Origin of the sequence: Brucella pseudintermedia (genome assembly GCF_008932435.1) — a bacterium.
GTDB lineage: Bacteria > Pseudomonadota > Alphaproteobacteria > Rhizobiales > Rhizobiaceae > Brucella > Brucella pseudintermedia.
The window spans coordinates 1-23,113 of record NZ_WBWE01000007.1 but is presented as its reverse complement, the minus strand read 5'-3'; the positions used below and the strand labels follow the sequence as shown (position 1 = coordinate 23,113).

Genomic DNA, 23,113 nt, shown 5'->3' with positions numbered 1-23,113 from the left:
GAATTATCAGGCGGCCGAAATAACGTAGGCGCAGCGCCGCGCGCCCGCCAGAATATGCTCGGTGCGGTTTACCGAAACATCAGGGCCCAGCACGGCCCTGAACACTTGCAGCTCCGCCCGGCAAAAGCCCTGACACGTGTCGGCGGCAGCACAGATGGGACAGTGGTTTTCGATAAAGAGCCAGGAACCATCCTCTTGCCGCTCCGCATCGGCCATATAACCTTCCGCCGAGCGGATTGCGGCCAGCTGTTCCACCCGCTCGCCCAGCGACAGATCTTTCAGGCGCGCCTGATACTGACGACGGGTCTCCGTCTCCCGATGCGCAATCAGCGTATCCAGCGCATCCTCACCCAAAATGGCGCGAACGGAATGGAGAAGCTGCACCGTCAAATCGGCATGCGTATCGGGGAAGCGCTTATTGCCGACCTCGGTCAGGTCCCAGAATTGCGACGGGCGCCCAACGCCTTGCGACACAGAGTGCGCGGCGACCAGACCTTCTTCCGCCAAGCGCACCAATTGCTGACGAACCGCTTCACCGGTGGTTCCGAGCTGCTCGCCGATTGCAGCCGCCGTCTGTGCGCCGCGCATCTTCAGCGCAAGCATTATACGTTCAGCGGGCGAACGTGCTCCCGAAGCGTCTGTATTTAGAAAGTCATTCCTTGACATATTGCCTGTTTTCGATTTAAAGAAGCATTATCTTGCTAAATTAAGCGAAACGCCCGGTATTATCAAGATAGTTCTATACCAAGGAGTCCAAAATGAGCTTCACCCTGCCTCCGCTCCCCTATGCGACCCACGCTCTCGAAGGCGTCGGCATGGGCACCGAAACGCTTGAACTGCACCATGGCAAGCATCATCAAGCCTATGTTACCGCGCTCAACGGATTTGTTGAAAAGAACGACGCGCTCAAGGGCAAGTCGCTTGAAGAAATCGTTCTCCTCGCCAAGGATAAGGCCGATCTTGCGCCTGTGTTCAACAATGCCGGCCAGCACTGGAACCACAATCTTTTCTGGCAGAACCTTTCAGCGACGGGCGGCCGTCTTCCGGGCGCGCTGGAAAAGAAGATCGTTGAGGATTTCGGCGGCGTCGACCAGTTCAAGGAAGCTTTCAAGGCGGCGGCTGTCGGCCAGTTCGGTTCGGGTTGGGCATGGCTGGTTCTGGCCGATGATGGCAAGCTCAAGGTCACCAAGACGCCGAACGGCTCCAATCCGCTGGCAACCGGCGAAGGCAAGGCGCTATTAGGACTTGATGTCTGGGAGCATAGCTATTATCTCGATTTCCGTAATCGTCGGCCTGACTATGTAACGAATTTCCTCGACAAGCTGGCCAATTACGAATTCGCGGAAGCCACCCTGAAGGCAGCATGACGCGCTGATATTGATTGCGATCAAAGCGTTTTGCCTGCGGGAAATGCAGACTCCACGGAGCTGCATGACTGCGGGCAAAATGCAGCAATGACAAACAACCGACCATCCGTAGGCGCCGTCCTCCCAAGCGGTGCAGGAGCAAGACAGAGACAGTTCCGAAAATGAGCAGCAACTTCAATCAGGAAACCGTCACCGACATCCATCACTGGACCGACACGCTGTTTTCCTTCCGCACGACGCGTGACCCCGGTTTTCGCTTCCAGAGCGGCCAGTTCATCATGATGGGCCTGGAAGTGAACGGCAAGCCGCTCACCCGCGCCTATTCCATCGCCTCGAGCCTTTATGAAGACGGCCTGGAATTCTTCTCGATCAAGGTGCCGAACGGTCCATTGACCTCCAAGCTCCAGCATCTGAAGGTTGGCGACCAGATCATTCTTTCCAAGAAGCCGGTCGGCACGCTGCTCTATGACAATCTGAAGCCCGGTAAAAATCTCTGGCTGCTCTCGACCGGCACCGGCCTCGCGCCGTTCCTGTCGATCATTCGCGATCTGGAAGCCTATGAACGCTTCGAGAAGATCATTCTCGTTCATGGCGTGCGTCAGGTGGCGGAACTCGCCTATACGGATTTCATTTCCAACGAACTGCCGCAAGACGAGTTCCTCGGAGAAATGGTCACGAAGCAGCTCATCTACTATCCGACGGTCACGCGTGAGCCCTACAAGAATCGTGGCCGCCTGACCGACCTTATTCGTTCGGGCCAGCTTTTCACCGATGTCGGCCTGCCCGAATTCAATCATGAGGACGACCGCATGATGCTCTGCGGCAGCCCGGAAATGCTGGCCGAAACGAGGCAGATACTTGAAGAGCGCGGTTTCAAGGAAGGCAGCCAGAGCGAAGCCGGACATTACGTCATCGAAAAGGCTTTCGTGGAGAAATAAGTCCGCCGAACCGAGCTCGGCAATGAACGAAGGGGGGCATCAGCCTCCCTTTTTCTTTGGCTGTATTATCGAGATGTCACTGCCTGCAGGAAAAATGCCTTTACACCCGCGATCATTTCGGTGCGATCCATCATCTCGGGATTGGAGATGATTTCATCGACCGCACCGTGCAGCGCATTGAAAAGAAGTACAGCCGTCAAGCGCGGATTGGCGATGTTCCATGCACCTGCGGCGTTTCCCTCGCTCAACAATGCATCGAGCCGGACGATTGCCGGATTTTCCTGCTTCATGCGCCGCATGGGCGGATGAAAATCATGAAACACCATGTCGTGGAGTTTGTAATTGTCCAGATAGCCGGCAATGCCCGTCTCGGCCCACGCTACCAGCTTTCCGAGCCAGTCATCGGCCGGATATTGGTCGAGCTGACGCTCCAGCCCCTCACAGAAACCATCGATAAATCGCTCCCGTAAAGCGACCAGCATGTCGTCCTTGCTGCGGAAGTGCAGATAGAACGTACCTTTGGCAACATCTGCCAGACGCACGATTTCATCCACGCTTGTCGCTGCGAAACCCTTTTCGAGGAAGAGGGCTTCGGCTGCAGCCATCAGTTCGTCGCGACGTATTTCGGCCGGCTTGGTGCGGGGCTTGGGCTTGATGGCAGTCGGCGGCAAATCAGTCTCCGGAACTTCAGAATGCTGCCAATTTACCCCGGATTGCCGCCCTGTCAAAAGCAAGACTGTTCGGTCGAACGACGCGATCCTCCAGCCAGTGCAGCGCTGCATCGACGTTGGAGAATGTGCCCGCCGGAACACGGAACAGCTTTTCGGCGTCCATGCGGTTTGCCTGTTCATAAACAGATTCCGGCACGATGTTCACCATCCCCAGCACCTGTTCGCGAATGCGCTGCGCATTGTGCTGGAACCATTGCTTGACGTCACGCGCCGAACCTTCGGGATGCACAAGGGCATCCTCATCCAAAAAACGGCGGATCGTGATAAAGGGCTTTTCTTCATCAAGCCAGCGGCTCCAGACATCAAAGAATTCACGCGTCTCCGCCATGGTTGATGCGCCCTTCGACAAGGTGATCATGTAAGGCCAGTTTTCCGTATGGTGAAGCATAACGCTCCCCTCCTGCTCGATATTCATGAAACTCAGCAACAAATGCCGCTTTGAGCCGTGACGACGATCCGGCAACCGGCACGCACACAAGCAGGTGTCCGAACCGTCGCACGACTCATGACTGACTATCAGTCAGTCGATTTGTGGCACGAAAACATGAATAACTCAATCATATTTTAACGGAGGATGTGTTGCGGGAATTTGGAAGAGGTAGACGCCAGATTTCGCCGCAGCCCAACCTCATGCGATAGATTGGGTGTTGCTGCAAAAATCTGGAAATTCAGGATGGATTGTGGGCGATCCCTACCCCGGTCAGCTCAAAATCAAGCCCTATATCGAGGTTTGGCGCGCTATGCGTCGTCCAGCCGATCGAAATCAGGTCAACCCCGCTTGCCGCCACAGCCGCCACCGTTTCCGGTGTGATGCCGCCTGAAGCTTCGGAAATCGCGCGACCATCCATGATCGATACAGCCTCGCGCAATTGATCCGGCGACATATTGTCGAGCAGTACCGCATCAACGCCGACAGCCATGACCTCGTCAAGCTGTTGCAGCGTATCGACTTCGACCTCGATCTTGACCATGTGACCGGCGCCGGCCTTGGCGCGCTCAATAGCCTCGCGCACACCGCCAGCAACCGCGATGTGGTTGTCCTTGATGAGCACCGCATCATAGAGCGCGAAACGGTGGTTCATGCCGCCGCCTGCCCTGACAGCATATTTCTGCAAGGCACGCAGCCCCGGCGTCGTCTTGCGCGTGCAGACGATAGCGGCCTTCGTGCCCTCAACTGCCTTCACCAGATTGGCCGTCGCAGTAGCAATCCCCGATAGGTGGCCGAGGAAATTGAGCGCGGTCCGCTCCCCCGCCAGAATAGAGCGGGACCAACCGGAAACACGGGCGACATCGGCCCCTCTTTCAAGGGACTGACCGTCCCGCGCCAGACGTTCGAAGCTGACATCCGGATCGACCAGACGAAACGCCATTTCGGCCACGTCGAGTCCGGCGATGACACCGGGCTGGCGCAGGTTGAACAGCATGGCGGAGCAGTGATCCTCTGGCACTACCGCATTGCTGGTAATATCGCCAGCAAGCCCCAGATCTTCCAGAAGTGCGGCGCGCACCAGCGGTTCGACGACAAGCGGAGACAGGCGCGGCAGGTTCATCATGCAGTCCTTGTGACGGGGTGAGGTGCAGCGATTTCGCGAGCCAGAGCGAAAGCTGCCGAAAAGGTGAAAAAGCTGCGGGCTGGGGCCGCGCTTTTGCCGGGATAATCGTCACGGGCATGGCTGCCGCGTGACTCGCGCCGTTCATATGCCGCAACCGCAGCGACAAGCGCCACGGCTGCGGCATCATCGGTCTCCGCGAAGGGGAGAAGGGTTGTGATTGCAGAGCGCAAACCTTCTTCATCACGCAGCAGGCCGAAATGACGGGAAACAACGCCCCGCACCCATTGAGGATCGGAACTTTGTGCGAGGCTCACCGGCACGGGATGCCGCACAGCAACCGCATCTTCATCACCAAGCGCGCGAGCGGCGCGCAGTCCCATGACGGCAGCTTCGAGCAGCGAATTGCTGGCAAGCCGGTTCGCTCCATGCAGGCCGGTGCAGGCCGCTTCGCCCACGGCCCAGAGACCCGGCAAGCTGCTGCGCCCATCCGCGTCGGTCTTGATGCCGCCCATGTGATAATGGGTGGCTGGTCTGACCGGGATCAAATCCCTGGAGGGATCGAGGTCATGCTGCTTGCAAAGCGCGTCGATACCCGGAAAACTGATTGCAAAACGCGTGCCCAGAGCCGCGCGCGCATCCAGAAAAACCTTGCGCCCTTGCGCGATCTCACTGCCGATGGCGCGGGCAACCACATCGCGAGGGGCCAATTCGCTACCCGGAATGTCGGCCATGAACCGCTCGCCGCGATCATTGACAAGCGTAGCGCCCTCGCCGCGCACTGCTTCGCTGATCAGCGGCAAACGCGGTGCCGAGACCGCAAGGGCCGTGGGATGAAATTGCACGAACTCCATATCGGCGAGCACAGCGCCGGCGCGGCTTGCCAATGCAGCACCCTGTCCCAGATTGCCAAGCGGCGTGGTTGTTGCGCTATAAAGCCCGCCGATCCCGCCGGTCGCCAGAACCACGGCGCGCGCGGCAACCGGGCCGACATTTTCGAGGCAGGCACCGACGACACGGCCATCCTGTTTGATGAGCCGCAGCGCGCGGGTGTTTTCCATGACGGTGATCGAAGACGTTGCCACAACCTTCGCAGCCAGTGCACGCATGACGCTCGCACCCGTCGCATCGCCATCAACATGCGCAATGCGATGGCGGCTGTGCGCGGCCTCCAGACCGAGCGAAAACGATCCATCGGCCTTGCGGTCGAAACGCACGCCATAAGCTTCCAGCGCCGCGATCACTTCGGCGCCCGCCGCGACGATTTCGGTAGCCACCGCCGCATCGCACAGGCCATCGCCTGCCGCAATCGTATCTGCCAGATGCTGCGCCGCGCTGTCATCCGCGCCGATGCTTGCAGCAATGCCGCCTTGCGCCAGCGCACTTGAACCGGACAGACCAAGACTTCCCGCCGTCACCAGCAGGACTGGCTGCGGAGGCAGCGCCAGCGCCGTCATCAGACCGGCAAGGCCGCTGCCAATGATGAGAACCGGGGCTTGAGCCGTGTTCATATCGCCAGCATCCGCTCGACGGCGCGCCGGGCCGGTTCCATCAGCGCGACGTCGACCAACACTTCATGACGATTGTTTTCCAGCGCATCGCGGATATTGGGGAGCGTGATCCGCTTCATATGCGGACATAGATTGCACGGGCGGATGAACTCGACGTCGGGGTGATCGACGGCGACATTGTCGCTCATCGAGCATTCGGTCAACAGCACGACGCGCTGTGGCTTTTTCTCGCCAACATAGTTGGACATGACCGCCGTGGAACCGGCGAAATCGGCTGCTTCCACCACTTCCGGCGGGCATTCCGGATGCGCCAGAACCATGACGCCCGGATGGCTTTCACGCAATTCGCGGATATCGTCAGGTGTAAAACGCTCATGCACCTCGCAATGGCCATGCCAGGCGAGAATTTCGACGTTGGTTTCACGCGCAACGTTCTGCGCCAGAAATTCATCAGGGATCATCAGCACACGCGGCACGCCCAGCGACTCCACTATCCTTTTGGCATTGCCGGAGGTGCAGCAGATATCTGATGCCGCCTTTACCGCAGCGGACGTGTTGACATAGGTGATGATCGGCACGCCGGGATGCGCCTCGCGCAAAAGCGCCACATCTTCCGGCGTGATGCTGTCGGCCAGTGAACAGCCCGCAGCCATATCGGGGATCAGCACCGTCTTGCCGGGATTGAGCAGCTTGGCTGTCTCGGCCATGAAATGCACGCCTGCGAGCACGATCACATCGGCATCGACCTCCGCTGCCTTTCGCGCCAGCGCGAGGCTGTCGCCGACAATATCGGCCACGCAATGGAAGATTTCCGGCGTCTGGTAATTATGCGCAAGGATGACCGCGTTGCGCTTTTTCTTCAGTTCAAGGATAGCCGCCACGTCTTCCTCGAAGCCCAGCCACTCCGCCTTTGGCAGCACCTTGGCCACGCGGTCATAAAGTTGCGAGACGGAAACATGATCATGCACATGAACATTCATGGGGTTGGGCCTCCCGAGCGCAGCCACATATACTCACTATGAGTATTTCATGTACGCGAACTTATACTCGATTCGAGTATATTGTCAATCGCGGGAAATTGGCAGCTTGGCTCCGGCCAGATGGCGCTCGGAAAGGGCGCGTTCCTCGACAATCGAGTAGCGGAAACGGAATAATTTCGCCGGGCGACCGCCGGTTTCGCTGTGGCTTTCGCCGGTCTCTTCGACCAGATCCTGCTGTTCGATCAGGCGGCGGAAATTCTGCTTGTGCAGGCGCAGACCCGCCAGCGCTTCGACCGTGCGCTGCAATTGCAGGAGGGTGAAACTCTCCGGCATCAGCTCAAACACTACCGGGCGGTATTTGATCTTGGCGCGCAGCCGCGCAATCGCCGTGGCAAGGATGCGACGATGATCGGCGAACATGGAACGACCGTTCTCGTCTTCCTGCATGCCAGCTTCTGCAACCAGGCCCGCCTCGTAAAGAAGCTCGTAACGCTGAAGCACAAGGTCTTCATTCCAGCGCCCGCTCCAATCTCCGCTCTCAAAGCCGAAGGTGAAGGCGATCCGCCGCATGCGCTGCGCCGTCAGTTCCGGCGTGTCGGCGCGGTAGGCCCAAACGAGCAGGGCGTTATTGAGGTGCTCCATGATGGGCGGTTCGCCCTGTCGGTGATCCTCCCACGGCAGATAATCATACCAGCCGCGCCATCCCGCTTGCCCCGCAGCCGCATCGCTTTCGCGTACCAGACCCAGATAGCTGATCGAGATAATGCGCTCGCCCTGCGCATGGCGGTCACGGTCGGCAAAGGTGTAGAGCTGCTCCAGATAGCCGACCGGATGGGCGGTTTCCGACTGCACCCAGGCGCGCAGGCCCGATTGCAGCGAACGATGCTCGCTTTCGAACGGGCCGGATGGCAAAGCCTGCCCTCCCCGCACGGTCATGACGCGCGGCTGTTCGCCGGTAACGGCTGCCAGCACAGCTATCAATTCGGTATGGGCAATATCGTCAGTCACGGCAACTCCGGAAAACATTCCCGACATTGAACGCGATTGACGAATAATTACAAGGCGCTACCGCCATACGGCACAGGTTTTAAGCATTTCCAGCAAAAGTGCGAAGCGGTTTTGCGTAGGATAATGCGAAAAGCAAAGAGAGGTCACACTTTTGGTTTCGCGCCAAAAACATGCTCCGGCCCCGGAAATGTGCGCGCCCGCACCTCTTCAGCATAGGCTTTCGCCGCATCGGACACCTGCGGTGCCAAATGCGCAAAACGTTTCACGAAGCGCGGCGTGAAATCCTGAAACAGCCCCAGCATGTCGTCGGAGACCAGTATCTGCCCGTCGCAGGCAGCAGACGCCCCGATCCCGACTGTCGGGATGGCAAGCGATGCAGTGATCTCACGCGCCAGCGGTTCCACCGTGCCTTCGATCACCAGCGCAAAGGCACCGGCATCGGCAATGGCCTGCGCATCGCGGCGAATGCGCTCAGCCTCTTCATCGCCACGCCCAAGCGAGCGAAAACCGCCAACCGTATTGACCTGTTGCGGCATGAGCCCGACATGACCGAACACGGGTATGCCGCGCTTTGCGAGGAATGCGACCGTTTCGGCCATTTCCTCGCCGCCCTCAAGTTTGACGCCGTCACAGCCGGTATCTTGCATCACACGAGCGGCATTGCGGAACGCCTGTTCCTTCGATTCCTGATAGGAACCGAACGGCATATCGACGATAACGCAGGCGTTCTCGACGCCGCGCATCACCGCCTGCCCATGGGCGATCATCATATCGAGCGTCACGGCAAGTGTGGAATCCATGCCGTAGAGCACCATGCCGAGCGAGTCTCCCACCAGCAGCAGGTCGCAATGCGGATCGAGCAGCCGCGCAATCGGCGTCGTATAGGCGGTGAGACTGACAATGGGGCGTTCGCCCTTGAGGGCTGAAATGGCCTTTGGCGTCAGCCGCTTCTGTTTGACCGGTGCGCTCATCTCACGCCGCCCGTTCCTGTGCGACATGTGCAATGACACGATTGTCGAGAAGCCGCGTGGTGCCGAACCGCACGAACAGCGCAAGCAGCACCGGACGCCCCTGCACCGCCGTCAGGCGTTCCAGCGTTTCGGGATCGCGCAGCGCCACCACTTCCGGCGTTGCCAGCGGTTCAGTGGCGATAAATGCACGAATTGCCGCTTCCAGCGCATCGGGATCGTCCACACCGGAGCGATAAAGCCGCTCAGCCTCATCCAGCGCCTTCGGAACGATGATGGCAGCGGCGCGCTGTTCCGGCGTCAGATAGACATTGCGCGACGAACAGGCGAGGCCGTCATCCTCGCGCACCGTTTCGACCCCAACGATGCGCACCGGAATGGCCATATCGTCCACCATGCGGCGGATGATAACGAGTTGCTGAAAATCCTTTTCGCCGAAATAGGCGGCATCGGGGCCAACGATATTGAAGAGCTTGCTCACTACGGTCGCAACACCGGCAAAATGGCCGGGACGCGCCTCGCCTTCCATCTGGTTGCCAAGCGCGGGCACATCCACCACCGTTTGCATCGGGCGCGGATACATGTCGCTGACCGCTGGCGCGAACAGGTAATCGACCTCTGCGCCGCGCAGCAGAGCCGCATCGCGCTCCAGATCGCGCGGATATTTGTCGAGGTCTTCATTCGCGCCGAATTGCAGCGGATTAACGAAGATCGACACGACCGTCACGTCATTGTCGGCACGCGACCGATGAACCAGTTCCAGATGGCCTTTATGGAGATAGCCCATGGTCGGCACGAAGGCGATGCGTTTTCCGGCCCTTCTTGCGGGCGTCAAAGCCTGACGCAATTCCTCAATGGTGCGGATGATCTGCATGAGGTCCTCCTCGCGGCCCGAATTTTCTGGCCGCGAGTCCTACAGCGTCAGCTGAAATATGACAACCGTCAAGGCAAACGCCTTCCGGTCGCTTACTGCGTCGGGATCGTCACGGCACCAACGGTGTTGCCGACAGCACGACCGAAACGATCAATCTGTTCGTCGTAGGTCTTGCGTGTGTTCGGATCGAATACGGCGATCGGCGCCGTAACGACCAGCGAGGCTGCCGTGCCGACACCCTGTGCCGTACCGATTGCCACCGCACCCAGACGGTCACCGAGGCCGACCTGCGAATCCGTGATGGTCTGGCCTGCAACAAGGCGTTTGCCGATCAGTTGCACGACTTCCGGGCTTGCGGCAAACTTGCCATGGTTGAGACGATCTCCCGCCTTCAGCTGCGTCAGGTCGATAACGGTAATGCCTGCTTTTTCCAGCTCGGAACGGTACGGCTCAACCGACGGGTCGATCTGGCCGAGACGGTCAATATTGCCGGAAATACGCCGTGACAATGCCAGCGCCTTGTCATCGCGAGAGGTGAACAATGTAAAGCGCGGATGCTCCTTGCCCATGGCAAGAAACTGCTTCGAAAACACATCGACGTCGAGGTCAGGCGATGCCAGAATGACGTCCGTTACCTTCGCATTCACGCGGCCATCGCGGATCGCCATCTGCCGCAGAGCTTCCACCGTCAGCCAGCTCCCCATCGAGTGGGCCATGACGGTGATATCCTTGACCTCGGGCTCACGCGCAATGGCGCGCAGAATCTGCTCCAGCGCATCGCGGGAATAATTTGTGCTTTCCTTGTCGTAATTATAGTCGAACACGCTGGCGCGCGACGGCCAGGTGAAGATCACCGGTGCGACATCGGCACCGGAATCATGCACGATCTGGGCAAAGCGATAGACGGAATCCTCAAACGTATTGTTGAAGCCGTGCACGAAAACCATCACGCGGCGGCTCTTGGTCAGATGAGGACGAACCCAGCCCGCCATTTCCACATCGGTCTTGAGCGGTGTCACGCTGACGGTGGTGAAATCTGTCTGCGGATTGGGCGGCAGCTTTTTCGGCCACTGCACTTCACCCGCCTTGCGGTTCTTTTCCGGCGGAATCGACACGACGATCTCGTTCAGCGACACAAGCTTGTCGCGCTCGCCGGAGAAAAGTATGCCCGGATTATCGGACGGGCGACGTGTGGTGGCAACGACAAGGTTGACCTTGGTTGTACCGGGAGAAGCGACATCGCCAATAGGGACCAGCACACCTTCAGGCCGACTGGCACAACCGGCGAGCAGAGATATCAGAACAAGCAACGCAGGGGCAGTCCGAGAAACAATGCGCCGCAAAACCAAACTCCCTCAACGCTACGCCAGCAGGCCTCTTACACCGGAATCTTGAAGGTTAATATATTCTTTACGTGAAACTTTCTGCCAAGCCCCCAATTATCCACCATTGTCGGAACGCGGGGCGATTGCGGCTTATGGGTTACACACTGTTCAACACGTGATACTTTCCTCTTGGTCAGCACAGTCCGATATATCCGCCAACAGCAACTCCGCTTCCAAAGGAGGCACATTATGGCATTGGAACTGACAGGGCTGCACCATCTGACAGCCATTACCGCCGACGCGCCCGGCAACCGGCGCTTCTATACCGACACGCTTGGGCTGAGGCTGGTCAAAAAGACCGTCAATCAGGACGATACGAGCGCGTATCACCTCTTTTATGCGGATGGGCTGGCCTCGCCCGGCACCGACATAACGTTTTTCGACTGGCCGGTGCAGCGTGAACAGCGTGGCACGAACAGCGTCGCCCGGACGGGCCTGCGCGTCAACGGCGTCGAGAGTCTGGAATGGTGGAGCAAGCACCTGAACGATAAAGGAATCCAGGCAGGCGATATTTTCGAAGTTGCGGGACGGGCCGTTTTAGACTTCGAGGACCCGGAAGGCCAGCGCCTGCGTCTGACCGATGATGGCGGCGCAGGCGAAGCACATAGCTGGGACAGGAGCCCTGTTCCCGCAGAACGACAGATCCGCGGGCTCGGACCGATCACGCTCAGCGTCCCCGAACTGGCCCCGACCAAGATTGTTCTGGAAAAGGTCATGAACATGCGCCAGACCAGCGACTATGTTTCACCCGATGGTGAAGGACATGTCCATGTCTTCTCCATGGGTCCGGGCGGTGCCGCAGCCGAACTGCATGTCGCGGTGCAGCCGAACCTGCCAACCGCATGGCAGGGTGCAGGTGCGGTTCACCACGTCGCATTCCGCACACCCGATCAGGAAAGCATGCAGGAATGGGTGGATCGTCTGCGGTCCGTGCGCATGCCATCAAGCGGCGAAGTCGAACGCTACTATTTCCGCTCGCTCTATTTCCGTGAGCCGAATGGCATCCTGTTCGAGATCGCGACCGACGGTCCCGGCTTCGCGGTTGACGAACCGCTCGAAAGTCTCGGCGAAAGCCTGTCGCTTCCGCCTTTCCTTGAAGGAAAACGCGAAGCCATCGAGCGAAATCTGAAACCGCTTGATTGATGGAGTAAAAGGGCTGCGGATTTTTCCGCAGCCCTTGTTGTTTATATCCTGTCCCGAAGCCAGTCGCCTGCGATGCGAATGTCGTCATCTACGAGAGCATGGCCGGCTTCAACCGTGCTTACCGTGAGCGCCGCTCCGTCGTCTCGCAGAACTTTTTCCAGCGTTCCGCTCCCATCCCCAAAGGGATCGGAAGCGCCATTCATCAGAAGCACCGAAGCGTCCGACAAATCCGCTCCTTCGGGCTGCTCTTCGAGAACCTCCTGCCCGCGCAGAAGGATGGCCGTGCGAACCACATGCGGGTGGAGGCGCATGAAGGCCGCCAGCAGATTGGCGCCATTGGAATTCCCGATGAAGGCCGTCCGGTTCAGGTCGATGCCATAGGCAGCTACGGCACCTTCCACGAAAGCCTTGAATGCCTCGGCTTCGAACCGGATATCGGCCTGATCGAACCGTTTCAGGTCGAAGCGGCGGAACCAGCGCTGGATACCCTCTTCCGTGCTGCGTCCACGCACGCCCAGAAGGGTCGCTCTCGGCGCGGCCTTGCGGGCAAAAGGCATCAGGTCGTTCTCGTTTCCGCCAGTGCCGTGCAGCAGCACCAGCGTACTGCCGTCTGGATTTTCGGGCTGGTGGATCCGGTGAATGAAAGGCAGGTCGCGATAGATGACGCGCTCTTCGCCCGGCAGAGCGAATTGCGGCATTCGCGCCCGGACAGCATCAGCCTTTTCCTCATTGCCCGGCGGCACGAACAGCAACTGGCCCAGCTTTTCAATCGGCTCATCTATTGTGAAGCCCGGCGCATCGGTTGCGAACTCAAACAATGTTCCGGCCGGCTCACGTACATAGAGCGATGTGAAATATTTGCGGTCGTGCACATTGACGGCGCTGGAGTTGAGCTTTGAAAGCTCTTTCTCCGCCCGTTCCACGTCACCCGTATCAGCCGCCCGGAACGCAACATGGTCGGCAATGCCGGTACCCGGAATGCCCGGCCAGAAGCCGCCTGCATCGCGCACGTCGATGGCATCGCCGGAACCGGAGAGAAGACGCTCTATCGTGCCTTCTTTCGCCGAAGATCTGAAACCGAAATAGCGTTCGATAAAGCCCACGGTCTGTTCCGGTGTTTCGGACAGAACAGTCGCAGCACGCAGACGCCTGACCGCGAAAGCTGCTGGAATGCCTTCGCTTTCCCACGCATCGTTGGCGGCGAGATCGCAGCCGACCAGCTTGACGATTACGCCGTCGGGGTCGCGCAGGCGCAGGACAGGTTCACCGAATTCCTGCACCGGCCCTTCGGACGGCACATGATAGCGCAAGGCACGCTCGAGCCAGAAACCAATAGCGGCACGATCGATGGCCAGCGCGATTTCGCTGACCTGCCCATGGCCGACGCGCCCCTTGGAGCCGTCCTCCCACACCAGAAAAGTGAGAAGCGATCCGGGTGTGCCAGTGCGATCTCCGTAGAACAGGTGGAGTTGCTCGGCATCCTCGAATCCACCGGTCCGCTTGACGATGCGCAGGCCCAGAAAGCCAACGTAGAAATCGACATTCGCCTGCACTTTTCTGGTGATGAGGGTGACGTGGTGGATGCCGCTTGTCATGGGCGCTTCTCCCCGATTTCAGAATTCAAGCCAGAAATAGAGTAGATGCGGAGACTTGCCTATGGGCTTGCGCGGCTACGCAGTGTCAACGCATCGGACGCAAATCAAACAAATGTGGAGATTAAAAAGAAAAAGGCCGCGCGGGAGGAGGATGCGCGGCCTGATCTTGAATACGGCTTGGGAGGAGGAGTGCCGTATTCCTTATCGAGTTCTGGGAGGAGGAGTGAACTCGATGAAGAGATATTTACCCGGCCCCTCTCCCCGCGGCAACGACCATTAATGCATATCAGTTATGCAAAGACGCGGGCGCTCAAGAAAAAGGCAGATTCAGCGCCAACAAAAAAGCCCGGTTTCCGGGCGTTTAGGAATTTTTCTGCGGGATCAGGTTCTTACAGAAGGTGAGCAATCAGAGGAGCGGCCAGCACATTCACCAATCCAACGAGCACCATGACCAGCCCGGCAATCGACCCCTCCTCCCTGCCGATCTGGTGAGCCTTGGCGACTCCAGCACCATGGGCGCCCATGCCGAAGAGAGCGCCGCGAGCCAGCGCGGAGCGGATCGGCAGCCAGTTGAGCATGACTTCGCCAAGGGCTGCACCGAATACGCCAGTCAGCACTACGAAGATTGCTGTCAGGTCCGGTGTGCCGCCAATGTCGCCGGAGACAGTCATCGCAAAGGGCGTGCTCATCGAGCGAGGCATAAGGCTCAGGCTGATTGCCTCATTAAGTCCCAGCAGATGCGCCAGCCCCCAGGCCGATGCCATGGCAGAGGAACTTCCGACGACCACGCCTGCCAGAAGAACCGGCCAATAGCGGCGGATCGTGGCACGCTGTTGATAGATCGGGATTGCAAAGGCAACGGTAGCAGGCCCAAGAAGCGCGACCAGCCAATGGGTCGCGCTGAAATAGCCGCGGTAATTTTGATTAAGACCGATGACAAGCGCCATCAGCAACAGGGGCGTGACAGCGAGCGGCGTCAACCACCACAGGGGAAAGCGGCGATAGACACGCTTGGCGGCAAGATAAAGCAGGATCGTTGCGGCAGACCAGAAAAGTGTCGCGACAAGCGGGTTACTTAGCGACATAACGCAGGCTCCAGCGGTAGCAGAGATCGACCGTCAATGCGGTGACACTCATGACTGTCAACGTGCCTAGCAATATTACGGCCATGATCTTGAGACCGAGCAGACCGAGCAACTCCTGATGCTCAAGAACTGCGAGCACTGCGGGAACAAAGAAGAGCAGCATTTCCGCCAGAAACCATTCTGCTCCGCGCTTCATGCTGAACAGGCTGACGCGTCCGCTCAAAAGCAGCGCCAACACCAGCGCCATACCCACAATGCCGCCCGGAAGCGGCAGGCCGATTATACGAACGAAGAACTCGCCTGCCAGCCAGAAACCAACCAGCGTCGCAATTTGCATCATACGGCTGTGATGCAGTGCGTAACGAAACCGGATCAGGAGGCTGTGGGCTTTCATGTGCTTTCCAATAGGAACCGAGGCATTTTCGTCAATGAATATAGGCGCTCTGCCGATATTCTAGAAATGAATTGATTTCATTGCAGCTATTCCTTAATGGAATGGCTCATGAATTTGCGCAGCTTTCAGGCTTTTGTCGAAGTGGTGCGGCAAGGCGGCTTTTCCGCCGCTGCCAAAACCATCAACGCGACTCAATCGACAGTCAGCAAGGCGGTCAGGCAGCTTGAAGATGAATTGGGCCTGACCCTGCTGGATCGTGAAATTTCGCCTTCCCGGCTTACCGCGGCGGGCGAGATCGTCTTCCGTCGCGCACTTGCCATGCTGGCGGAAAAGGACGACATGTTGGCCGAGCTGGATGAGCTGCGCGGCTTCAAGCGCGGCCTCCTGAAACTCGGTCTGCCGCCAATCGGGTCCAGCGTGCTTTTCGCCCCCGTTTTTGCAGCCTATACCAAGCTTTATCCGCAGATCGACATTCAGCTGGTCGAGCACGGCAGCAAGAGGCTGGAGGAATTGCTGCTTGCGGGCGATGTGGAACTGGCAGCTTCGCTGCTGCCGGTCGCAGACAGTTTCGAATGGCAGGATGTGCGATGCGAACCGGTTGTTGCGCTGCTCCCGGCCAGCCACGCGGTGGCGCAGGGCGATGGTGTTTCCCTGCAAGATATTGCCGGCTTGCCGTTCATTCTTTTTGAAAGCGGTTTTGCCCTCAACCATATCATCCTCGATGCTTGTCGTTCCCATGGGTTCTCTCCCAACGTGGCGGTCCGCTCCAGTCAGATTGATTTCATCGTGGAGCTTGTTGCGGCAGGCATGGGCATCGGCTTTTTGCCAAAAATGATCGCCGAGCAGCGTCAACATCCCGGCGTACGCATTCACAAGATCAAGGGGGCCGATGTGAGCTGGCATCTGGCACTGATCTGGCGGAAAGGCGCATTCCTGTCTCACGCCGCGCGCGCATGGCTTGAGCTGAGCAAGGCCGGAACCAGCACCGCATCGTCTTGAAACCCGCGCCCCATCGCCTATTTCAAGCAGATAACCCGACTGATAAGCGTCTTTTGGCGCTGCTTCAGCCACAGGCCCATATTGAGAACATTGAAACCGCTGACGGATTTCTGCTCTGCGCTTCATCACAAGGAGGCTATGATGGAAGGACAGGTTATATTCTACAAGGACGACAGGATTCTCTACCGGCACCATATCGACGTGCAGGAAGATGATTATTCAAAAGGCGTCAACGACGCGCTCATCGCTTTCCAGCGCAACTACGCAGGTTTCGATCTCGCGAGCGACAACATTCACATCCGTTTCAAGAAGCCCGGCGACGTGTAGGTTTTGGGAATTTTCTGCGGATCGCTCAGGGCCGCGTTCCGATGGGACAACGGCCCTGACAGGATTCACGCAAAAGCGGCTTCGCGAGCGACGCGATGAATATCCGCGCGGGAAAGACCCAGGTCGGAAAGCTCGCGATCGGTGCAGCCGCTAAGTTCCCGGACATTTTCGCGATATTGCATCCAGCGATGGAGGTGGGTACGAAGATTCATTGAGGTATCCCCTTTTTGTTATCTTCCTCCCGTTTGTGAGCTTCCGCCTTCCCGTGCCGTTTGAGAAGTGCATTTCCTGCATGGCTGCCGTGATCGCAGCGAAATTCGAGCATTTTTACCGGATTTCAATTTCCCTCTTAAATCGGCTCCAAATATCGTATTCATTATGCAATTCTGGTTTACATATGCCCGCTATTTCACAAAAGGCAGCGGTTCATTCTAGTTCAAGTTGGAGTGCATGAAAAAGACCTTGATCATCGTCGGCAACGCGCCTTTGCCGCGCGATCTTTCTGCGGAAGTGGATTCAGCGGATTTTGTCGTCCGTTTCAATGAACCCAAACAATCCATCGGCATGAGTGGTACCCGGACCGATCTTCTGATGCTGGCAACCTCAAGCAAGCCCATGCAGCGGCGACTGCGCGATCCGGGGTTCGTACAGACACCGACTTTCAAGGCGGCCAAGGAAGTGATGCTCGCATATCATCCAAGCATCATCCGCAAATATCACCCTCGACCGAATTTCCTTTCCCGCCTCAAGGGACGGCGCGGCGACTGGACCCTGCAAACCATCGAGGTTGTCGGTTCAGCCGGCAAGGAAATCCGGATCATGCCGCCCCAATTCTATCTGGCCGGTTGCAAAGAGCTGGGTGTAACCGAAGAGAACATACGCAAAGTCTTTCCAAGTACTGGTTTTTTTGGCATCTGGTACATGCTCGAAAAGTGTCCACAGGAAAGCTGGGACGTGAAAATCTGCGGCTTCACCTGGGAAGGATGGAAACGCCACGCCTGGGGAGATGAGCGCAGTTGGGTTGAACAGAAGGTCAAGTCCGGGCGTATCAGCCTTATTCAGTGACCCTGCACATTCTATAATTTTCGGCAGAAGGCGTGGGAACGATCACAAGGCAATCGCTTAAAGGAGCATGTGAATGAGTGAACCGTTACGCATTTTCATCGGGTGGGATTCTCGCGAGCCCATCGCCTACGACGTCGCCAGAGCATCGGCGTTGAAACATTCTTCTATTCCGTTGGAAATCGTGCCGATCAAGCTGCAGGATCTTGTGGAACAAGGAGCCTATACGCGAGAAGTCGACCCGCTGGCGTCGACGGAGTTTACCTATTCGCGGTTTTTTACGCCATGGCTTGCGGGCTACAAGGGCTGGGCACTTTTCTGCGATTGCGACTTCCTTTTTCTGGGTGATATTGCTGGCCTTCAATCTTATAACGATCCCTCAAAGGCCGTTTATTGCGTTCAGCACGATTATCAGCCCAAAGACAGTGTGAAGATGGACGGCAAGGTGCAGACCAGCTATCCGCGCAAGAACTGGTCTTCCTGCATGCTGTTCAACTGCGAGCACCCTTCGACGCGCAAGCTGACGCCCGAATTGGTCAATCGCGAAAGCGGGGCGTATCTGCATCGTATGCAGTGGGCTGCCGATGACGAAATCGGTGCGTTGCCGACGGATTATAACTGGCTTGAAGGCTGGAACGAGAAGCCGGAAACCGGACTGCCGAAAGTCGTGCATTACACGCGCGGCGGGCCGTGGTTCAAGGACTGGCAGAATGTCGACTACGCCGATTTGTGGCGGGCGGAAGCCGATCGCGTCCAGCCGGGCTGGAAGCCTGTCTGATCGGCAAAATATCTGGAGCTTTTCCATGCGTTCCAAGGTAGATAGGGACCATGACCGAAACGCGTCCTGACATTACCGCGAGTGACGGCCCACAAAGGGCCGTCAAAGCTTTCATCATCCATCTGGAGCGAGCCACCGACCGGCAGCCGCAAGTCGAAGAGCTGGTGCGAAAGCTGCCTGTCGAGACGGAAGTGGTAAACGCCGTCGATGGGCGCACGCTCGACAACCAAACAATCAGCCGCGTTTATCGAAGATCGGTGCATAGACCGCGCTATCCATTTCAACTTTCTACCAACGAGATTGCCTGCTTTCTTTCGCACCGGAAAGCCTGGCAGGAAATCATCGATCAGCGGTTGGACGCAGGCCTGGTGCTGGAAGATGATGTGGAACTGACGCCGGATTTTGCCGCAGCCTATTCCGCTGCCTGCCAGATTCTAAAAGCTGACAGTTTTATCCGTTTTCCCTTTCGCGAGCGAGAAAGCGGTCGGGTGGTGTTAACCACAGAGGGCGTTCGTGTGATTGAGCCCGTGCCGGTCGGCCTTGGCATGGTGGCCCAGCTTGTCGGGCGAGAAGCCGCGCAACGATTGCTGTCAGCAACCGAAATTTTCGACCGCCCCGTCGACACCACTGCGCAAATGAACTGGATCACCGGGCTGAAACCGCTGTCTGTCCTCCCGGGGGGCGTAAAAGAAATTTCGGTGCGTCTGGGTGGCAGCACGATCCAGAAATCGCGTTCCCTGCCAGATAAGCTGAAGCGTGAAATCTTGCGTCCGCTTTATCGCTGGAAGATAAAATCGCGCTCGCGTGCAGCTGTTTGAGGATTCCGTGCCTGTTCCGATCCTTCTTTATCATCAGATTGACGTCCCGCCGAAACATCGCGCGCCCTATCGCAGCATGACCGTTCATCCAGATCGTTTTCGCCAGCAAATGGCCTGGCTGAAAAGACTGGGCTATCGTGGCCTGTCAGTACGTGATGCAATCCCTTACCTCTACGGCGGAAAACAGGGGAAAGTCGCCGTCATCACTTTTGACGATGGTTTCGAGAATGTTTTTCGCAATGCTCTGCCTGTTCTGCAGGATTTTGGCTTTACGGCAACGAACTATTTCGTCGCCAATCAGATCGGCGGCTTCAATCTCTGGGACCAGAAAATTGGTGTTAAGCCCGCCAACTGCATGAGCGTCGCCGAAATGCGCGAATGGGCACAGCTTGGGCATGAAGTTGGCTCGCATACGCTCGATCATATCTTCCTGCCAGATGCGAGCGAAAAGGATGCCATTGCGCAGATTCAGCAATCGCGAACAAAGATCGAAGACCTGCTCGGCAGCGAAGTCACATCTTTCGCCTATCCCTACGGTGGAGAAAACGCAGCAATACGCAAGATCGTCGAAGCGGCAGGCTATAAAAACGCAACGACCACCGAAAAACGTCGCGCGAGACCAACGGACGATCCGTTTGGCATTCCGCGCCTTACGATCCGGCGCAACGATATATTGCTGCAGTTCCTGCGGAAGACCTTTACGCGCTAACTTGGCATTTCGGCCCCGCCCCTGGCCTTATGTCTCGCAAATCGGCCATGAAGCCGCGTTCGACGAGACTGGCTGGGCCTGTATATTGCAACGAGCCTTCATAAACCAGTGACAGGTCATCCGAAAAACGCTCGTTTTCAACAATCGCTCTGTAATGTTCTGCCCCGCCCGCATGGCTCTTTTCCGATGCAATTCGCTTGAACTCGCCAACTGAAAGCGACGAAAAGCGATAATGGAGAAGAGCGCCGGTCGCCGGAAGAAAATTCCGGAAACACGGTCCCGGTCCATGAATGCTGCCTCGGCGATAATCTGTCTTCTTGTCGACCCAAATCAGCGGGAACTTTGAAAGCCGCATGCTGCGCCCGAACAGGCGCAAGCGCGGTCCGCCGCGCACAGCTACCCCGAATTTTTCCGGTGTCGCCGTATAGCCGTCACCATCGAAATAGGATGACACCTCGAACGGATATTTGGTTCCGTCATCGACAAACACCCCGTCCCGCAGCAAACCGCCGGGATACATATCAATCATCGGCGCCAGACATCGGCGAATTCCATTCTGCTCCAGTTCCTCGATAAACGAGCGGATATTCCGCTGCTCCATTCTCGGAAAGACCAAGAACTCGTCCGCATCGACAGACAGGTACCAACGGCCGCGCCCATAAAGGTTAAACAGGGCATCCCGCCAGGCACGTCCGCGGTCGGCTTGTGCATAGCGTACATTGGACGTAAACAAATCCACATCGGGCGCGCCGGACAATATTTCGGTCGTACCATCGTCTGACCGGTCGTCCACGACAATGAACCGCGTGACGCCAATCTCGCGATAATAACGCAAAAAGGATTTGATGAAGGGTACTGCATTACGCACCACGCACACGAGCGGAAGATCATCGGCTTGCAAAGCCTGAAAGCTTCCAGCTGTGGCGATCAGATTTGCCCTGTTTTTTCGATTTGGAACCGAAAGCTGCACATGACGCCATCGCAATCGCAAATGTCGCATTGGTGAAGCGCCCCAATACGAGTTCCAATCGCCGGTACTTAAGGCTGGATAGTTCATCGTCGAGCGCATTGAATTCATGCAGATGCCGCGTTTGTGTTGAATGCCGGAAACAGCGGGCGATCTTTGGCCGCTTATTCAGGCAACTCTATGTCGAAGCCGATCACTCTACGCGATATCCCGATATGATCCGTGATGAAAATTGGTTGTCGTTATTGCCAGTAGCGAGCCTATTTTCTTGATTTTAATCAATGCTGCTTCACGAAAACGTGGCAAATTGCCCTCCGATGCGCCATGGACTGCAAGTGCCAAAAGCGCTAGTTAGGGCACAGACTAAGGAGCGCATTATGGACTATCGCCGTTTTTTCGAAGAAGCGATCGACCAGTTGCACGCCGAGAAGCGTTACCGCGTTTTTGCAGATCTTGAACGTATTGTCGGACGTTTCCCCCGAGCTATCTGGCGCAACAATGGCACTGCCCGTGAGATCACCGTGTGGTGTTCCAATGACTATCTTGGCATGGGACACCATGCCGATGTCATCAAGGCTATGTGCGACACAGCCGGCAATGCGGGCTCGGGTTCCGGCGGTACGCGCAATATTTCCGGCAACAACCATCCGCTGGTGGAGCTTGAAAACGAACTGGCCGATTTGCACGGCAAGGAAGCTGGTCTCGTCTTCACATCGGGCTTTGTTTCCAATGAAGCTTCGATTTCGACGATTGCCCGACTGCTGCCGAACTGTCTTCTTCTTTCCGACGAGTTGAACCATGCTTCGATGATCGAAGGCGTGCGTCGTTCGGGAGCGGAAAAGAAGATTTTCCGTCACAACGACGTCGAGCATCTGGAACAGCTTTTGAAGGCTGCCGATCCTGCACGCGCGAAGCTGATCGTGTTCGAATCCGTCTATTCGATGGACGGCGATATCGCGCCGATAGAGAAGATTGCCGATCTGGCCGATAAATATAATGCCATGACCTATATCGATGAAGTTCATGCGGTCGGCATGTATGGCGCGCGCGGCGGAGGCATTACCGAGCGTGACGGTCTTGCACATCGGATCGATATTATCGAAGGCACGCTTGCAAAGGCCTTTGGCGCTCTCGGCGGTTATATTACCGGCTCGCGTGCAATAGTCGATGCGGTGCGTTCCTATGCACCGGGTTTCATCTTCACCACCTCTCTGCCTCCGGCAGTCGCTGCTGCTGCAACGGCTGCGATCCAGCATCTGAAAACTTCGCAGGCGGAGCGTGACGGTCAGCAGCGTCAGGCCCAGCGCGCCAAGGATGTGCTTTCCGCAGCCGGGCTGCCCGTCATGCCATCGGAAACCCATATCGTGCCCATTCTGGTCGGCGATCCCGAGCTTTGCAAAAAGGCGAGCGACCGTCTGCTTGAAGTGCACGGCATCTATATCCAGCCGATCAACTATCCGACCGTCCCGCGGGGCACCGAAAGGCTGCGCATCACGCCGTCGCCTCTGCATGACGATGCCTTGATTGACGGGCTCAAGGATGCCTTGCTGGAAGTGTGGAACGCCCTCGGCATCCCTTACGCCAAACCCACTGTTTCGCAGCAACCAGCCCGTTCCGAGCGGACCATTCCGCTCATGGTTTCCAAAGCCGGCGGCTGAGAAACAGGATCATTCGAACAAAAGGCCGGTTCAACCGGCCTCAGACTGCTGACAAACCCCTGGCCTTGTTCAGGGGTTTGTGATTCATTGGGTCATGCTGAAGAAACCCGCTCCGTCGCAGACAGCTCTCGAGATGGTAACGCTCGACAGTCTGGTTCCGAAGGATCACCTGCTTCGCAAGATCGATGCTGTGATCGACTTCTCCTTCATCCACGACCGCGTTGCCGGACTTTACTGCGCCGACAACGGCCGCCCGGCGCTCGATC

25 protein-coding genes and 1 pseudogene are annotated in these 23,113 nt (G+C 57.5%); 11 read left to right on the top strand and 15 right to left on the bottom strand.

What is annotated here, in order from left to right; genetic code table 11:
- Positions 1-6: 6 nt before the first annotated feature.
- Positions 7-603, bottom strand: a complete 597-nt coding sequence (locus tag F9K78_RS10495) for a helix-turn-helix transcriptional regulator (protein WP_121985621.1) — start codon at positions 601-603, stop codon at positions 7-9.
- A 155-nt stretch (positions 604-758) separates the two neighbouring features.
- On the opposite strand from F9K78_RS10495, the gene F9K78_RS10490 reads away from it, so the two are divergent.
- Both F9K78_RS10490 and F9K78_RS10485 read left to right on the top strand, forming a co-directional pair.
- Positions 759-1,367, top strand: a complete 609-nt coding sequence (locus F9K78_RS10490; RefSeq protein WP_121982936.1) for a superoxide dismutase — start codon at positions 759-761, stop codon at positions 1,365-1,367.
- A 161-nt stretch (positions 1,368-1,528) separates the two neighbouring features.
- Positions 1,529-2,305, top strand: coding sequence for a ferredoxin--NADP reductase (locus F9K78_RS10485; protein WP_121985622.1), 777 nt, complete (start codon positions 1,529-1,531; stop codon positions 2,303-2,305).
- Positions 2,306-2,370: 65 nt separating this feature from the next.
- On the opposite strand, the gene F9K78_RS10480 is transcribed toward F9K78_RS10485, so the two are convergent.
- The 9 genes from F9K78_RS10480 to F9K78_RS10440 all read right to left on the bottom strand — a co-directional run bounded on the left by F9K78_RS10480 (position 2,371) and on the right by F9K78_RS10440 (position 11,276).
- Positions 2,371-2,976: a TetR/AcrR family transcriptional regulator gene (locus F9K78_RS10480; RefSeq protein WP_121985623.1), complete on the bottom strand. Its 606-nt coding sequence runs from the start codon at positions 2,974-2,976 to the stop codon at positions 2,371-2,373.
- A 16-nt stretch (positions 2,977-2,992) separates the two neighbouring features.
- Entirely contained in the window at positions 2,993-3,424 is a 432-nt protein-coding gene (locus F9K78_RS10475; RefSeq protein WP_121985624.1) for a hypothetical protein, read from the bottom strand.
- A 280-nt stretch (positions 3,425-3,704) separates the two neighbouring features.
- Complete coding sequence (gene nadC / locus F9K78_RS10470) at positions 3,705-4,586, bottom strand: carboxylating nicotinate-nucleotide diphosphorylase (protein ID WP_122066630.1); 882 nt, start codon at positions 4,584-4,586, stop codon at positions 3,705-3,707.
- Complete coding sequence (locus F9K78_RS10465; RefSeq protein WP_151682176.1) at positions 4,586-6,097, bottom strand: L-aspartate oxidase; 1,512 nt, start codon at positions 6,095-6,097, stop codon at positions 4,586-4,588. Before F9K78_RS10465 ends, nadC begins: the two co-directional genes overlap by 1 nt.
- Complete coding sequence (nadA, locus tag F9K78_RS10460; protein WP_174813439.1) at positions 6,094-7,077, bottom strand: quinolinate synthase NadA; 984 nt, start codon at positions 7,075-7,077, stop codon at positions 6,094-6,096. The genes F9K78_RS10465 and nadA overlap by 4 nt, the downstream gene beginning before the upstream one ends.
- An 84-nt stretch (positions 7,078-7,161) precedes the next feature.
- Positions 7,162-8,112 carry an NUDIX hydrolase gene (locus F9K78_RS10455; protein WP_121985626.1) on the bottom strand — a complete coding sequence of 317 codons (951 nt, stop codon included), beginning with the start codon at positions 8,110-8,112 and terminating at the stop codon, positions 7,162-7,164.
- 116 nt (positions 8,113-8,228) lie between these two features.
- A complete protein-coding gene (panB, locus tag F9K78_RS10450) occupies positions 8,229-9,056 on the bottom strand; it encodes a 3-methyl-2-oxobutanoate hydroxymethyltransferase (RefSeq protein ID WP_121985627.1) in 828 nt (275 codons plus the stop codon).
- A gap of 1 nt (position 9,057) precedes the next feature.
- Complete coding sequence (gene panC, locus F9K78_RS10445) at positions 9,058-9,927, bottom strand: pantoate--beta-alanine ligase (protein ID WP_121985628.1); 870 nt, start codon at positions 9,925-9,927, stop codon at positions 9,058-9,060.
- A 92-nt stretch (positions 9,928-10,019) separates the two neighbouring features.
- Complete coding sequence (locus F9K78_RS10440; protein ID WP_162929784.1) at positions 10,020-11,276, bottom strand: alpha/beta hydrolase; 1,257 nt, start codon at positions 11,274-11,276, stop codon at positions 10,020-10,022.
- 225 nt (positions 11,277-11,501) lie between these two features.
- On the opposite strand from F9K78_RS10440, the gene F9K78_RS10435 reads away from it, so the two are divergent.
- Positions 11,502-12,455, top strand: a complete 954-nt coding sequence (locus tag F9K78_RS10435; protein ID WP_121985629.1) for a ring-cleaving dioxygenase — start codon at positions 11,502-11,504, stop codon at positions 12,453-12,455.
- Positions 12,456-12,496: 41 nt separating this feature from the next.
- On the opposite strand, the gene F9K78_RS10430 is transcribed toward F9K78_RS10435, so the two are convergent.
- The 3 genes from F9K78_RS10430 to F9K78_RS10420 form a co-directional block, all read right to left on the bottom strand.
- Positions 12,497-14,050, bottom strand: coding sequence for a VOC family protein (locus F9K78_RS10430; RefSeq protein WP_121985630.1), 1,554 nt, complete (start codon positions 14,048-14,050; stop codon positions 12,497-12,499).
- Positions 14,051-14,439: 389 nt separating this feature from the next.
- Positions 14,440-15,135 (bottom strand): LrgB family protein, encoded by a 696-nt coding sequence (locus F9K78_RS10425; RefSeq protein WP_122066574.1) that lies wholly within the window; start codon positions 15,133-15,135, stop codon positions 14,440-14,442.
- Positions 15,122-15,529 (bottom strand): CidA/LrgA family protein, encoded by a 408-nt coding sequence (locus F9K78_RS10420; RefSeq protein WP_121982924.1) that lies wholly within the window; start codon positions 15,527-15,529, stop codon positions 15,122-15,124. Before F9K78_RS10420 ends, F9K78_RS10425 begins: the two co-directional genes overlap by 14 nt.
- Before the next feature lie 108 nt (positions 15,530-15,637).
- Between F9K78_RS10420 and F9K78_RS10415 the strand changes: the two genes are divergently transcribed.
- Both F9K78_RS10415 and F9K78_RS10410 read left to right on the top strand, forming a co-directional pair.
- Positions 15,638-16,528, top strand: a complete 891-nt coding sequence (locus F9K78_RS10415; protein WP_121985799.1) for a LysR family transcriptional regulator — start codon at positions 15,638-15,640, stop codon at positions 16,526-16,528.
- Positions 16,529-16,669: 141 nt separating this feature from the next.
- A complete protein-coding gene (locus tag F9K78_RS10410) occupies positions 16,670-16,855 on the top strand; it encodes a hypothetical protein (protein WP_021586234.1) in 186 nt (61 codons plus the stop codon).
- A gap of 65 nt (positions 16,856-16,920) precedes the next feature.
- Here F9K78_RS10410 and F9K78_RS10405 read toward each other — a convergent pair whose 3' ends face one another.
- On the bottom strand, positions 16,921-17,067 hold the full coding sequence (locus tag F9K78_RS10405; protein ID WP_121982923.1) for a DUF1127 domain-containing protein: 147 nt from the start codon (positions 17,065-17,067) through the stop codon (positions 16,921-16,923).
- A gap of 238 nt (positions 17,068-17,305) precedes the next feature.
- On the opposite strand from F9K78_RS10405, the gene F9K78_RS10400 reads away from it, so the two are divergent.
- The 4 genes from F9K78_RS10400 (at position 17,306) to F9K78_RS10385 (ending at position 20,222) form a co-directional block, all read left to right on the top strand.
- Positions 17,306-17,920, top strand: a complete 615-nt coding sequence (locus tag F9K78_RS10400; protein WP_121985632.1) for a glycosyltransferase family 29 protein — start codon at positions 17,306-17,308, stop codon at positions 17,918-17,920.
- Positions 17,921-17,993: 73 nt separating this feature from the next.
- Positions 17,994-18,695 (top strand): glycosyltransferase, encoded by a 702-nt coding sequence (locus F9K78_RS10395; protein ID WP_121985633.1) that lies wholly within the window; start codon positions 17,994-17,996, stop codon positions 18,693-18,695.
- 50 nt (positions 18,696-18,745) lie between these two features.
- Positions 18,746-19,513 (top strand): glycosyltransferase family 25 protein, encoded by a 768-nt coding sequence (locus F9K78_RS10390; protein WP_121985634.1) that lies wholly within the window; start codon positions 18,746-18,748, stop codon positions 19,511-19,513.
- A gap of 7 nt (positions 19,514-19,520) precedes the next feature.
- Positions 19,521-20,222 (top strand): polysaccharide deacetylase family protein, encoded by a 702-nt coding sequence (locus F9K78_RS10385; RefSeq protein WP_121985800.1) that lies wholly within the window; start codon positions 19,521-19,523, stop codon positions 20,220-20,222.
- Here F9K78_RS10385 and F9K78_RS10380 read toward each other — a convergent pair.
- Positions 20,212-21,123, bottom strand: coding sequence for a glycosyltransferase family 2 protein (locus F9K78_RS10380; protein ID WP_235925408.1), 912 nt, complete (start codon positions 21,121-21,123; stop codon positions 20,212-20,214). The two genes, F9K78_RS10385 and F9K78_RS10380, sit on opposite strands and share 11 nt — an antisense overlap.
- A 443-nt stretch (positions 21,124-21,566) precedes the next feature.
- Here F9K78_RS10380 and hemA point away from each other — a divergent pair, with 443 nt between their 5' ends.
- Entirely contained in the window at positions 21,567-22,847 is a 1,281-nt protein-coding gene (gene hemA, locus F9K78_RS10375) for a 5-aminolevulinate synthase (protein WP_121985636.1), read from the top strand.
- Positions 22,848-22,941: 94 nt separating this feature from the next.
- A pseudogene (locus F9K78_RS10370) lies at positions 22,942-23,113 on the top strand (IS5/IS1182 family transposase); the annotation flags it as partial.